General features: G+C 63.9%; 12 protein-coding genes. 6 read left to right on the top strand and 6 right to left on the bottom strand.

The window, feature by feature from the left end; all coding sequences use genetic code 11:
- Positions 1–260: 260 nt before the first annotated feature.
- Together YUA_RS0129910 and YUA_RS0129905 are read right to left on the bottom strand one after the other, a co-directional pair.
- A complete protein-coding gene (locus YUA_RS0129910; RefSeq protein WP_027534004.1) occupies positions 261–1,775 on the bottom strand; it encodes an acetyl-CoA acetyltransferase in 1,515 nt (504 codons plus the stop codon).
- A 169-nt stretch (positions 1,776–1,944) separates the two neighbouring features.
- Positions 1,945–3,078 (bottom strand): nitronate monooxygenase, encoded by a 1,134-nt coding sequence (locus YUA_RS0129905; RefSeq protein WP_027534003.1) that lies wholly within the window; start codon positions 3,076–3,078, stop codon positions 1,945–1,947.
- Between the two features lie 334 nt (positions 3,079–3,412).
- On the opposite strand from YUA_RS0129905, the gene yghU reads away from it, so the two are divergent.
- Positions 3,413–4,294, top strand: coding sequence for a glutathione-dependent disulfide-bond oxidoreductase (gene yghU / locus YUA_RS0129900; RefSeq protein WP_027534002.1), 882 nt, complete (start codon positions 3,413–3,415; stop codon positions 4,292–4,294).
- 141 nt (positions 4,295–4,435) lie between these two features.
- Here the strand turns inward: yghU and YUA_RS0129895 are convergent, their stop codons facing one another.
- Positions 4,436–5,713 (bottom strand): acyl-CoA dehydrogenase family protein, encoded by a 1,278-nt coding sequence (locus YUA_RS0129895; protein ID WP_027534001.1) that lies wholly within the window; start codon positions 5,711–5,713, stop codon positions 4,436–4,438.
- Positions 5,714–6,030: 317 nt separating this feature from the next.
- Entirely contained in the window at positions 6,031–6,411 is a 381-nt protein-coding gene (locus YUA_RS0129890) for a VOC family protein (RefSeq protein ID WP_027534000.1), read from the bottom strand.
- 187 nt (positions 6,412–6,598) lie between these two features.
- Between YUA_RS0129890 and YUA_RS0129885 the strand changes: the two genes are divergently transcribed.
- Genes YUA_RS0129885 through YUA_RS0129875 form a run of 3 tightly spaced genes read left to right on the top strand, consistent with a single transcriptional unit; the run spans position 6,599 to position 8,750 of the window.
- Complete coding sequence (locus YUA_RS0129885) at positions 6,599–7,387, top strand: enoyl-CoA hydratase/isomerase (RefSeq protein WP_027533999.1); 789 nt, start codon at positions 6,599–6,601, stop codon at positions 7,385–7,387.
- A complete protein-coding gene (locus YUA_RS0129880) occupies positions 7,384–8,370 on the top strand; it encodes a phosphotransferase family protein (protein ID WP_027533998.1) in 987 nt (328 codons plus the stop codon). The genes YUA_RS0129885 and YUA_RS0129880 overlap by 4 nt, the downstream gene beginning before the upstream one ends.
- Positions 8,371–8,372: 2 nt before the next feature.
- Positions 8,373–8,750: a DUF6285 domain-containing protein gene (locus YUA_RS0129875; RefSeq protein WP_027533997.1), complete on the top strand. Its 378-nt coding sequence runs from the start codon at positions 8,373–8,375 to the stop codon at positions 8,748–8,750.
- A 119-nt stretch (positions 8,751–8,869) separates the two neighbouring features.
- Here YUA_RS0129875 and YUA_RS0129870 read toward each other — a convergent pair whose 3' ends face one another.
- Positions 8,870–9,649 carry an enoyl-CoA hydratase-related protein gene (locus tag YUA_RS0129870; RefSeq protein ID WP_027533996.1) on the bottom strand — a complete coding sequence of 260 codons (780 nt, stop codon included), beginning with the start codon at positions 9,647–9,649 and terminating at the stop codon, positions 8,870–8,872.
- Between the two features lie 211 nt (positions 9,650–9,860).
- Between YUA_RS0129870 and YUA_RS0129865 the strand changes: the two genes are divergently transcribed.
- Positions 9,861–11,135 (top strand): acyl-CoA dehydrogenase family protein, encoded by a 1,275-nt coding sequence (locus YUA_RS0129865; RefSeq protein ID WP_027533995.1) that lies wholly within the window; start codon positions 9,861–9,863, stop codon positions 11,133–11,135.
- Positions 11,136–11,215: 80 nt separating this feature from the next.
- Here YUA_RS0129865 and YUA_RS0129860 read toward each other — a convergent pair whose 3' ends face one another.
- A complete protein-coding gene (locus tag YUA_RS0129860; protein WP_027533994.1) occupies positions 11,216–12,088 on the bottom strand; it encodes an SDR family oxidoreductase in 873 nt (290 codons plus the stop codon).
- A 105-nt stretch (positions 12,089–12,193) separates the two neighbouring features.
- Here YUA_RS0129860 and YUA_RS0129855 point away from each other — a divergent pair, with 105 nt between their 5' ends.
- Positions 12,194–13,003, top strand: coding sequence for a crotonase/enoyl-CoA hydratase family protein (locus tag YUA_RS0129855; protein WP_027533993.1), 810 nt, complete (start codon positions 12,194–12,196; stop codon positions 13,001–13,003).
- Positions 13,004–13,092: the final 89 nt, after the last annotated feature.

Genomic DNA, 13,092 nt, shown 5'->3' with positions numbered 1-13,092 from the left:
CCGAGCAGGCGACGATTCCCCCCTCAGGACCACGTTCCGCCCCGTCAGTCCCGGTACCTCGCTTACCCGACGATTATCGACCGAGAGGCTCCGCCCACGCGGCCTGAACGCCACGTCCCGAACTCGATCGCAACCATGCGCGCCCGATTGATCCGCATGCTCATTAAAACCTTGCCGCGATGTCCATGCTGTGGCATCGGCGCAGCATCCAATGGACGACGACGCCCATGACGCAGTAAGACTAACCCACCCTACAAGAGCTACGCCACCCGCCACTCCGGCACACCATCCGCGGCCATCGCGATCTCGCCGAGCGAGCCGACCGGCGTGCGGTTCATGTCGAGCAGGTGCGCAAGCGTCGCATGATCACTCGCCGGAATCCGCGCCAACGTGCGCCGGTCATCCGCCGTACGCAGCATCACCACACCGTGCACGGCATCGCCGCCACGGCTATAGAGCACCGTAAAGCTCTCGACCTTGCCCTTGCCTGAGGCTTCCGTGACGAACTCCGGCGCCGCACGCTTGTTGCGGTCGGCCTCGCCTTGCACGCTGGTCTCCTGCGCAATCGCGTCACGCGACGGCACCTTGGAAACAACCAGCGCGTGGTGCTTGGTAACAAAACCGCCCTGGCCGTAGAGCAGACCGAGCTTGTCGCCGCCGCGCACCCGCCGCACCATCGCGCAGGCTGCATGCGTCATGTAGGTGTTGAGCGGTGCGCCGAAGAAGGTGAGGCCGCCGTTCACGGTAGGCTGCACATCGGCGCCCAGACCCAGCGTCCGCCGCGCCATTTTTGGTACGCAAGGAAAGCAGCTATAGAGTTCGATCGCGTCGAACTTTTTGCCGTTGCCGCCGGCGATGTCCATCACGGTCTTCAGCACCGCGTTCTGCGGATGGCTCTCGTAAAACTGGTCGCGCACGAGATAGTCGGGCGGCTCCTCTGCGGAGGCGCCGCCGAGCGGATAGACCAGTCTATCTTCGGCAATGCCGGCCGCGCGCGCCTTGGCAAGGTTGGTGAGCAACAGCGCGCCGCCCATGTTGACGCTGGGGTTGGCGACCATGAGCTTGTTGTAGGGCCAGGCGATGAGCCGGTTGTCCGCGGTCGGCGTCGTGATTTCCTCTGGCGCATAGCGCCGCTTCAGCCAGGAATTGGGATTTTGCGCGGCGGCCTCCGAATAGCGCGACCACAACGTCCCCGATTCCACCATCGCCTCACGCGGCGTCTGGCCCCAATGCGCGGAGGAGGCGGCCTCGTAGAACGGATAGACCGTGACAGGGCGGAACACGCCGAGCTGCATGGCCAGCGGCTTCTGAAACGCCGCGCCACGCTTAGGCTCCGCGACATCATGCGCGAACGGCGTCCATGGCAGCTTTACGCCGGCACGCTCCGCCTTGGTCGCAGTCGATTGCGCCTCGGCACCGCAGACCGCCGCCACAGTGCATTCGCCGCGCGCGATGCGCTTTGCGGCCTCGTGGAGGTAGCGGATCGGGGTCTCGCCGCCGACCGGGCCGTAATAGCAATGTTCGGGCCCAATGCCGAGCCGTTGCGCCAGCAGCTTCTCCGGATCGCGATAGCGCCAGCTCAGGAAATTGACGACGTCGAGCGACTGCACCTCGACGAGCAGCTTTGCGCCGGCATCAACTTCTGCGCGTCGTAGTGCCTGTTCGAGCAGATCGAGTGGCTCGAGGCCCTCGGTGATCTCCTTGGGACGGTCGACGATCTCGCCGATGCCGACGATGACGGGGATGCGGTCTTCGGAGGGAGAGGAGATGGTCATTTCTTCTTGCTTCGCGTTTCAGAGCTTAGGCACGCCGTCGTCCTTCGAGGGCCGCTGAAGAAGCGGCCACCTCAGAGTGACGGCTACGGCGGAGGCGTCATCCTGAGGTGCGAACTCAGCGGCGCATTGCGCCGCTGGGCGAGCCTCGAAGGATGGGTCGCGCACAACATCACTCCGCCACCAGCGCATTCATGTGCTCGACGGCTTCGGCAAACTCTTCCTTGAACTCCTGCACCACGGCGCCCGCCGACTTCACGCTGTCGATCAGGCCGACGCCCTGGCCGACAAAATAGCTGACGAGGTCGCGCGCCTTGGTGTTGCCGGCGGCCGCGGCGCGATCAATTGAGTTGAAGGCGTCGCGGCTGACGATGCTCTGAAGCGGCATCGGCAGTGCGCCCGGGCTCTCCGGCGCGCGGTCCCAGGCATCGGTCCAGACCGAGCGGAGCTGCCGCGCCGGCTTGCCGGTGCGGCCCTTCGATCGGATCGCGCCGCGCGAAGACGCCGCGATCATCTTTTCGCGAAAGATCTCAGAGGTCTCGGACTCGACGGTCGCGAGCCAAACCGAGCCGGTCCAGGCGCCGGCCGCGCCCATCGCCATGCACGCCGCCATCTGCCGCCCCGTCATGATGCCGCCGGCCGCCAGCACCGGCACGTCGCGGATCGGTTTGATCGCCTTGATCACCTCCGGCACCAGCACCAAGGTCGAGACCTCGCCACAATGGCCGCCGGCCTCGGTGCCCTGCACCACGAGGATGTCGACACCGGCTGCGACCTGGCGCAGCGCGTGCTCCTTGGCGCCGACGAGCGCTGCGACCGGCACGCCGTGCTTCCTGCCCATCTCGATCATCGCCTTTGGTGGCACACCGAGTGCGTTTGCGATCAGCCGGATCGGATGGTTGAAGGAGACTTTTAGCAGCTCCAGCGCGGTCTCGGCGTCGAACGGCTGCGGCTGGTCGTCAGCCACATCCGTTGTGGTCAGCTCGATGTCGTATTTCTTCAGGAGATCGCTGGTGTATTTGCGGTGCTCCTGCGGCACACGCGCCTCCAGGCTCTTCCAGGTGACGTCCTTCTGGCCTGCAGTGGAAATGTTTTCGGGGATCAGCACGTCGATGCCATAGGGCTTGCCGTCGACGTGATCGTCGATCCATTTCAGCTCGCGCTCGAGCGTATCAGGCGTGTGCACGGTGGCGCCGAGCACGCCAAAACCGCCGGCTCGGCTGACGGCCGCAACGACGTCGCGGCAATGGCTGAAGGCGAGCAGCGGGAACTCGATGCCCAGCATGTCGCAGATCGGCGATTTCATGGTCCTCTCCCGGCGGCCTTCGCATTGCTCTTCTTGTTTTGCCTTGCGAGGGCCGTTCGACGCTAGCCCTTCGTTGCAGGTGATGCCACGCCGGATTTGGGCGAGCATCTTGCGCGTAGGCGTTGCGTCGTGGACGAACCATTCCGCTGCATAACCTAAGAAGAGAGCGTCACGTCGCCATGTGCCGCCAGATCATCAGCTGCGCAGGCTGGTGACAGGCTAGACTGCATGACACCGGCCCGAGGCCCGCGCGCAACGCAGAGCCGGCAGGGCTTGCCATCGGCCGTTGGCGGGCTAATTAATGCAGGCGCATCTTTCCGCCGGAGCTCTTCGCATGACCGATTCCCCCGCCTACGTGCCGCCCAAGGTCTGGACCTGGAACAAGGAGAACGGCGGTCAGTTCGCCAGCATCAACCGGCCGATCGCCGGCCCCACTCACGACAAGGAGCTCCCGGTCGGCAAGCATCCTTTCCAGCTCTATTCGCTGGCGACGCCGAACGGGGTGAAGGTCACGGTGATGCTGGAGGAGCTTCTGGCGCTCGGCCACAAGGGCGCCGAATACGACGCTTGGCTGATCAAGATCGGCAACGGCGATCAGTTCGGCAGCGGTTTTGTCGATATCAACCCGAACTCGAAAATCCCGGCGCTGATGGACCGCTCCGGCCCGGAGCCGATCCGCATCTTCGAATCCGGCTCGATCCTGTTCTATCTCGCCGAAAAGTTCGGCGCCTTCCTGCCGAAGGAGATCAAGGCCCGCACCGAGGCGATGTCCTGGCTGTTCTGGCAGATGGGCAGCGCGCCCTATCTCGGCGGCGGCTTTGGCCATTTCTACGCCTACGCGCCGTTCAAGATCGAATACGCCATCGACCGCTTCGCGATGGAGGTCAAGCGCCAGCTCGACGTGCTCGACCGACGTCTTGCCGACAACGAATATCTCGCGGGAAAAGAATATACGATCGCCGACATGGCGGTCTGGCCGTGGTACGGCGCGCTTGCCAAGGGGCTGGTTTACGGTGCCGGCGAATTTTTGTCGGTGCACGACTACAAGAACGTGCAGCGCTGGACCGATGAGATCGCCAAGCGCCCGGCCGTCAAGCGCGGCCGCATGGTCAACCGCGTCTCCGGCGATCCCGCGAGCCAGCTCCACGAGCGCCACGACGCCAGCGATTTCGAGACCAAGACCCAGGACAAGATCGAGGCAGCGAAGACTGCATAACGTCACTTGCGAATATCGTAGGGTGGGCAAAGCGAAGCGTGCCCACCACTCTTTGTGATGCCCGAGATGGTGGACACGGCGCGCGAAGAGCGCGCCTTTGCCCACCCTACGGCTCTCCCCGAGTGGGAAGAGGAGAGACCTTTACGCCATGCTCAGCTCGTGGCGGCCGACCACCATCCAGTGCACCTCGTCCGGACCGTCGGCAAAGCGCAGGTGACGCACGTCCTGGTACATCTCGGCGAGCGGGGTCCAATGCGAGATGCCGGTGGCGCCGTGCATCTGGATCGACTGGTCGATGATCTTGCAGGCGCGCTCCGGCACCATGGCCTTGACCATGGAGACCCAGACGCGGGCCTCCTTGTTGCCGAGCACGTCCATGGCCTTGGCGGCCTTCAAGACCATCAGCCGCATCGCCTCGATTTCGCAGCGTGCCTGCGCGATGATCTGCATGTTGCCGCCGAGATGGGCGATCTTCTTGCCGAAGGCTTCGCGGGTGAGGCCACGCTGCACCATCAGGTCCAGCGCCTTCTCGGCCTTGCCGATGGTGCGCATGCAGTGGTGGATGCGGCCGGGCCCGAGACGCAGCTGCGAGATTTCGAAGCCGCGGCCCTCACCTAGCAGCATGTTTTCCTTGGGTACGCGGACATTGTTGAAGCGCATGTGCATGTGGCCGCGCGGCGCGTGGTCCTGGCCGAACACGTACATCGGGCCGAGCACCTCGACGCCGGGCGTGTCGCGCGGCACCAGGATCTGCGACTGCTGCTTGCTCGGCGCCGCATCGGGATTGGTCTTCACCATCACGATGAGGATCTTGCAGCGGGGATCGCCGACGCCGGAGATGTAGTACTTCTCGCCGTTGATGACCCATTCGTCGCCGACGAGCTTTGCGGTGGTCGAGATGTTTTTGGCGTCGGAGGAGGCGACGTTCGGCTCGGTCATGACATAGGCTGAGCGGATCTCGCCGTTCATCAGCGGCTTCAGCCACGTCTCCTTCTGCTCCTTGGTGCCGACGCGCTCCAGCACCTCCATGTTTCCGGTGTCCGGCGCCGAGCAGTTCATGGTTTCCGAAGCCAGCGGGCTCTTGCCGAGTTCGGAGGCGATATAGGCGTAGTCGAGATTCTTCAGGCCCTGGCCGGTCTCGTCATCGGGCAGAAAGAAGTTCCAGAGGCCTTCGTTCTTGGCCTTGTTCTTGGCGACCTCGAGCACCTCGAGCTGCTTCGGCGTAAAACTCCAGCGATCCTGCTTGCCTTCGCCGGCCTTGGCGAATTCGATCGACATCGGCTCGACGGTGTCGCGGATGAATTTCCTGACGTGATCGTAGAGCGGCCGGACCTGGTCCGACATGCGGAGGTCGTTGAGCTCATCGCCGGGATTGAGCGTGTAGTTGGTGGTGCGGGGAATGTAGGCGTGCTTTGTCATTGTTCCTCCCGGGGGCACTGATCGCGTTGGGCCGGAGAATAGTCGCAGCGCGGCCAAAGCGCGAGCGCGCATTTTCTCGCGCGAGCCATGCCATGCGATGGAATTTCGCGAGGGCGTTTGAAATGTTGTTTGAACGGGATCGCGAGCTATCTCCACGTCGTCCCGGACAAGCGCAGCGAAGCGGAGCGCAGATCCGGGACCCATAACCACAGGGAGAAGTTTGGCGAAGACTCGCGGTCGCCAGCTCGCGCCAAACTTCTCCCTGGGGGTATGGGTCCCGGCTTTCGCCGGGACGACACAGCGTGTGTGGTTGCAGCTCAGTTCGGCATCCGATGCGTCGCGCAGATCTTGTTGCCGTCGAGGTCGCGCAGATAAGCAAGGTAGAGCTTGCCGCCGGGCCCCTGGCGCACGCCGGGCGGGTCTTCGCAGGTCTTGCCGCCGGCGGCGAGACCTGCCGCGTGCCACGCATCCACCTGCTCCGGCGAGTTGCAGGCAAAGCCGATGGTGCCGCCATTGGCACACGTTGCGGGCTCGCCGTTGATCGGCTTCGACACCGAGAACACGCCGGTCTTGGTGATGTAGAAGATGCGATGGCCGTCGACCCGTGCCGGGCGCACTTCGAGCGTGTTCAGCAAATTGTCGTAGAACGCCTTCGCCTTGTCGAGGTCGTTGGTGCCAATCATGATGTGTGAAAACATTTTGCCCGTTCCCTCTGCGCCTACAAAACCAGAGACCGTAGGGTGGGCAAAGCGCAGCGTGCCCACCACGGCACGCGAAAATATCGTTGGTCACCATGGACAAGAGCGCGCCAAAAATCAAATATGCGCCCCGGCAAAACTAATTCCGGTCTGCGAAACATCGCTGGCCGCAACTGACGAGGAAACCATGCAGTTCAAACACGTCACGCTCGAATTCGATGGTTCGGTGGCAATCCTCAGGCTCGACCATCAGGAGGTGATGAACGCGGTCTCCATGGACATGCTGGGCGGGCTCTCCGAGGCGCTCGACGCGATCGAGGAGAAACGGGACGAGGTGCGCTGCGTCGTGCTGACCGGAGCGGGCCGCGCGTTCTGCACCGGTGCGAATCTCCAGGGCCGCAACAACCAATCGAAGAAGACCAAGGCCGGCCTGACGCTCGAGACCGGCTTTCATCCGTTCCTGCGCCGCATCCGCAATCTGCATTGCCCGATCGTGACCGCGGTCAACGGTCCGGCGGCCGGCGCCGGGATGAGCTTCGCGCTGCTCGGCGACATGATTTTATGCGCGCGTTCGTCCTACTTCCTGCAAGCGTTTCGCCGCATCGGCCTGGTGCCAGATTGCGGCTCGACCTGGCTCTTGCCGCGCCTGATCGGCAAGGCGCGCTCGGTCGAATTGTCGCTGATGGGCGAGCGCCTGCCGGCCGAGAAGGCGCTGGAATGGGGCCTCGTCAACCGCGTCTATGACGACGGCGTGCTGATGGAGGAGGCGATGAAGCTCGCGCGCGATCTCGCCAGCGGCCCGACGATCGCGCTGTCGCTGATCCGCAAGCTCTATTGGGACAGCCCGCAAAATTCATTCGAGGACCAGCTCAATCTCGAATTCCAATGCCAGCTGCGCGCCGGCGATACGCAGGATTTTCGCGAGGGGGTCGGCGCGTTTCTGGAGAAGCGGCCCGCGCAGTTCAAAGGCAAATGATCGAGGCGGAGCTTTCCCGCAGCGTTCAGCGTTGGTGTCCCGGTGCGACCGGTGTCACCGGCGCCGCAAAACTGTCGGGCGGCGCCAGTCAGGAGACCTGGCGCTTCGACATCGTGCATCCCGACGGGCCGATAGGCGCGATCCTGCGCCGCTCGCCGAAGGGCTATGGCGCGGCGCCAACGCGCGCGGCGGGTCTTGCCGCCGAAGCGCAGCTGATGCAGCTCGCCTACGAGGCAGGCGTACCGTCGCCACGCGTGATGCATGTGCTGACGCCGGACGAGGATCTCGGCACCGGCTTCATCATGCAGCGGGTCGAGGGCGAAACCATCGCGCGCAAGATTCTTCGGGATGATGAATTCGCCGCGGCGCGGCCGCATCTCGCGCGGCAGATCGGCGGCGTGCTCGCGGGCCTGCACAGGCTGCCGCAGGACAAGCTGCCCGAGCTGCGCAGCCGATCCGCGACTGAGGAGATCAGCGAGCTCGATCGCGACTATCGCAGCCTCAATTGGCCAAAGCCGGTATTCGAGCTGGCGTTACGCTGGCTGCGCGACCATAATCCAGGGCCCTCGGCCGAGACGACGCTGGTGCATGGCGATTTCCGCAACGGCAATCTCATCATCGGTGCCGATGGCGTCCGCGCCGTGCTCGACTGGGAGCTCGCCCATCTCGGCGATCCCATGGAGGATCTCGGTTGGGTCTGCGTCAACTCCTGGCGGTTTGGCGAGATCGACAAGCCGGCGGGCGGTTTTGGCTCGCGCGAGGAGCTGTTCGCCGGCTACGAGGCCGCGGGGCGCAGGGTCGATCCTGCGCGCGTGAAATTCTGGGAAGTGATGGGCACGCTGCGCTGGGGCATCATGTGCGGCGGCATGATGCAGCGGTTCCGGGAGGGGCCGGATCATTCCATGGAGCGCGCGATGATTGGCCGCCGCGCCTCGGAGACCGAGATCGATCTGTTGCGGCTGCTTGCGCCGCGCGGGAGTTGACCATGCAAGACGAACCGACACCGATCGAGCTGACCAAGGCGGTCGCCGATTTCCTCCGTAGCGACATCACCCCGCTGATCTCGGGCCACCAGGCCTTCAAGCTGCGCGTTGCGGTCAACATCCTCGATCTCGTCACGCGGCAGCTGACATGGGAGGAGGGGAGTGATTTGAAGGAAGTAGAGCGGCTGCGCGCGCTGCTCGGCATGGACGGCTCGGTCACCGAGCTTAATCGCGCGCTCGCCGAGCGCATTGCCAAGGGCGAGGTGGACCTCGCAACGCCGGGCCTCGCCGAGCATCTGTGGGCGACCACGATGGACAAGTTGGCGGTCGATCAGCCGAATTACGCATCGTACAAGCGGGAGTTGTCGCGGGGCGCGTAGGCGACGTTCCATCCGCCGTCATTGCGAGCGCAGCGAAGCAATCCAGAGTCTTTCTGCGGAGGCAGTCTCGATTGCTTCGTCGCAAGGGCTCCTCGCAATGACGGGCGGAGAAAGACCGATTACCTCCCCACCCATTTCGGCGGCCGCTTCTCCGAGAACGCCTTCGGGCCCTCGATGTAATCCTGCGACGCCACCATCGCCTTTACCGCCGGATACTCGCGCTGCTCCTCGATCGCCTGCTCCAGCGACACGCCAAGCCCCTTCTGGATGGTCTGCTTCGAGGCGCGGATCGACATCGGCGAATTCCTGGTGATCATCTCCGCCCAGCGTAGCGCGCCCGCGAGCGCTTCGCCCTGCGGCACCACCTCGTTGACGAAGCCGAGCTCATGGCCTTCCTTGGCGCTGACGTGACGCGCGGTGAGGATCATGCCCATGGCACGCTTCAAGCCGATTTGCCGCGGCAGCCGGTGCAGGCCGCCGGCAAGGGCGGCGAGGCCCACGCGCGGCTCGGGCAGGGCGAAGGTCGCGTTCTCCGATGCGATGATCAGATCGCAGGCGAGCGCGATCTCGAAGCCGCCGCCCATGGCGACGCCGTTGACAGCGGCGATGATCGGCTTGTCGCAGTCGAAGCGCGAGGTGAGGCCGGCAAAGCCGCCCTTGTCCCAGCCGCGCTTGCCGCCCGCCGCTTGCCACTTCAGGTCGTTGCCGGCGCAGAACGCCTTGTCGCCGGCGCCGGTGACGACAGCGACCCATTGCTCGGGATCCGCCGCGAAATCGTCAAACACCTTGTTGAGCTCGAAATGCGCATCGATATGCAGCGCGTTGTAGACCTCGGGCCGCGACAGCATGATGATCGTGATCGGCCCCTTGCGTTCCACTGTTGAGAATTTCAGCTCCATCGCGCGCTCCCGCAGTTTCTCGTGAAGGAATATTGGCGTCATACTACCGCGCCTCAGCACTGGAGCACCATCGAATTGCGCAATGCGCCTTGCGCCTCTCACACGCCTCGCGTTGCTTGACTTGCGCGCGCTCTTCTCACCTTAATCGTGCGAAGCAAAAACGCGCCCAGCGCCTTAACGCAAAACGATAAAAATCATCCGGGAGAGAACCGTGGATTTCTCATTGCCTGCCGATCTCGTCGCCTATCTCGGGGAGCTCGATCGTTTCATCGAACGCGAGATCAAACCGCTGGAACAGGCCGACGACAACATTCGCTTCTTCGATCATCGCCGCGAATGGGCGCGCACCGATTTCGAGAACGGCGGTCTGCCGCGTCACGAATGGGAAGCGCTGCTGCGCAAGGCGAAGGATCTTGCGGACGCCGCCGGCCATCTCCGCTTTCCCGTGTCGAAGCAATATGGCGGCAAGGACGGCTCCAACCTCTGGATGGCCGTGATCCGCGAGCATTTTGCGGCCAAGGGCCTTGGCCTGCACAACGATCTTCAGAACGAGCATTCCATCGTCGGCAATTTCCCTGTTGTCACCATGCTCGATCGCTATGGCCGCGACGACCAGAAGGCGATGATCGACGGCTCGATCAAGGGCAAGTACCGCATCACCTTTGGCTTGACCGAGCCGCATCACGGCTCGGACGCGACCCACATGGAGACGCGTGCGGTGCCGGCGACCCGTGACAACGTCAAGGGCTGGATCATCAACGGTGAGAAGATGTGGACGACCGGCATGCACGTCGCCACGCATTGCGCGCTGTTCGCGCGCACCAGCGGCAATGACGGCGATGCCAGCGGCATCACCTGCTTCCTGGTGCCGGCCAAGAGCCACGGCGTCAGGATCGAGGAGTACATGTGGACCTTCAACATGCCGACCGATCACCCGCGGGTAAGCTTCACGGACGTGTTCGTGCCGGAGGATGCCCAGTTCGGCGAGGTCGGCCTCGGCCTGTCGCTGGCGCAATGTTTTGTGCACCAGAACCGCATTCGTCAGGCCGCAAGCTCGCTGGGTGCCGCCGTCTACTGCATCAACGAGAGCGTCAAATACGCGCGCGAGCGAAGACCGTTCGGCAAGGCGCTGGCCGAGAACCAGGCGATACAGTTCCCCCTGGTCGAGCTCGCGACGCAAGCCGAGATGCTGCGCCTTTTGATCCGCAAGACCGCCTGGGAAATGGACCAGCTCAACGAAGAGCAGATCGAGAGCACGCTCTCCGATCGCGTCTCGATGTGCAACTACTGGGCAAACCGTCTCTGCTGCGAATCCGCCGATCGCGCCATGCAAGTCCACGGCGGCATGGGCTATTCACGCCACAAGCCGTTCGAGCACATCTACCGCCACCACCGCCGCTATCGGATCACCGAAGGCAGCGAAGAGATCCAGATGCGCAAGGTGGCGGGGTTCCTGTTCGGGTATATGGGGCCGGGGAAGCATTAGCCGTTGTTGCGCGTGACCTCTCTTCCCTGAGTCATCCCGGCCCCCGTGCGCAATTGCGCACTAGGCCGGGACGACGAAGATTACCCCCGCTTCGCCCGGTCCTTCTCGTTCTGCGCCATGATGCTCTCGCGCGCGGTCTTCCAATCGTCGTCGCTCCAATCGCGAAGCTGGTAGAAATTGCCGCCCATGGCGAGCGCTTGCGCGCCATCCATGGCGATGGTCTCGCCGGTGATCCAGTCGCAGCCGCCGGAAATCAGAAACACGGCGAGGTTCTGCAGTTCCTCCATGGTGCCGACCCGGCCCATCGGGTTCATTGCCTTGGTGCGTGCGCCGGCCTCATCGCCCGGCTTGATGCGCTTGCTCATGCCCTCGGTCGGAATCTCGCCCGGGGCGATGGTGTTGAGGCGGATGCCGTACCGGCCCCATTCGGTCGCGAGCGACATCGTCATGGCGTGGATGGCCGACTTGCTCATCGCCGACGGCACCACGTAGGGCGAGCCATTGCGCACCCAGGTCACGGTGATCGAGACGACGTTGCCGGGCTGCTTCAAGGCAATCCAGCGCTTGCCGACCGCATGTGTCACATAGAACGTGCCGTGCATGACGATGTTGGCGACGGCATCGAAGCCGCGCGGGGAGAGTTCCTCACTGCGCGAGATGAAATTGCCGGCCGCGTTGTTGATGAGATCGGTCAGCGGCGCATCGCGAAAAATGTTCTCGATCATCTCTTCGACGGCGAGCGCGTTGCGGATGTCGACGCCGTGGCTGGTGACGCGTCCACCATACTGATCCATCAGTTCGGTCGCGGTCTCGTCGCAGACGATCTTGCGCCGGCCGCAGATGTGTATCTCGGCGCCGAGCTGGAGGAAGCGCGCCGCCATCGACTTGCCGAGCCCGGTCCCGCCGCCGGTCACGAGAATGCGCCGTCCAGCCAGAAGATTTTCCTTGAACATGGCTGTTTCTCCCGTACGGATTGTCAGTTAATTGGTCGATTGACTAAATCCGGCCGCCAGCTTTCTGTAAAGCGGCACCGAACAAGAACAGGGGAGAATTCATCCATGGAAGAGCGCGTCTCGATCTCGATCTCGGAAGGCGTCGCCGACGTGCGCCTGGTGCGCGCAGACAAGATGAATGCGCTCGATCAGGCCATGTTCGAGGCCCTTGTCGCGGCAACTGAGCGTCTTTCGAAGGAAAAAGGCGTGCGCGTCGTCGTGCTGTCCGGTGAGGGCCGCGCCTTCTGCGCCGGTCTCGACATGGGGCGTTTTGCCGCCATGAAGGAGAAGGGTGGCAACGGAATTCCGGGTGGCGAAAATCGCGATCTCGCCGCGCGCACGCATGGCCAGGCGAACTTTCCGCAAGCTGCGGTGTGGGGCTGGCGTCAGCTTCCGGTTCCCGTGATCGCCGCGATCCAGGGCGTTGCCTTTGGCGGTGGCTTCCAACTCGCACTCGGCGCCGACATGCGCTTCCTCACGCCCGATGCGCGGATGTCGATCATGGAAATCAAATGGGGCCTCGTGCCCGACATGGCGGGCACCCCGATCCTGGCCTCGCTGGTGCGCGACGACATCTTGCGCGATCTCACCTATACCGGCCGGATCTTCTCCGCGCAGGAGGCGATGACCTACGGCCTCGCCACCCGCATCTGCGATGATCCGCGCGCTAGCGCCCTCGAAGTCGCGCGCGAGATCGCGGGAAAAAGCCCCGATGCGATCCGCGCGGCAAAACGCCTGCTCAACAACCTCTCGGTCGATCCCGGCCCCGCGCTGCTCGCGGAGTCCGTCGAGCAGCAGAAGTTGATCGGCAGTGCGAACCAGACCGAGGCGGTCCGCGCCAATCTCGAAAAGCGCGCGCCGAAGTTTGCGGACTAGCGAGTTCTCCGTCATGGCCGGGCAAAAGCGCGAAGCGCGTCTTCGACGGGCGAGCCGAAGTTTGAGGGCGATAGTCCCGTCCTGCGCAC

Origin of the sequence: Bradyrhizobium sp. WSM3983, from assembly GCF_000473045.1 — a bacterium.
Classification (GTDB): Bacteria; Pseudomonadota; Alphaproteobacteria; order Rhizobiales; family Xanthobacteraceae; genus Bradyrhizobium.
This window is presented reverse-complemented; position numbering and strand designations above follow the sequence as displayed.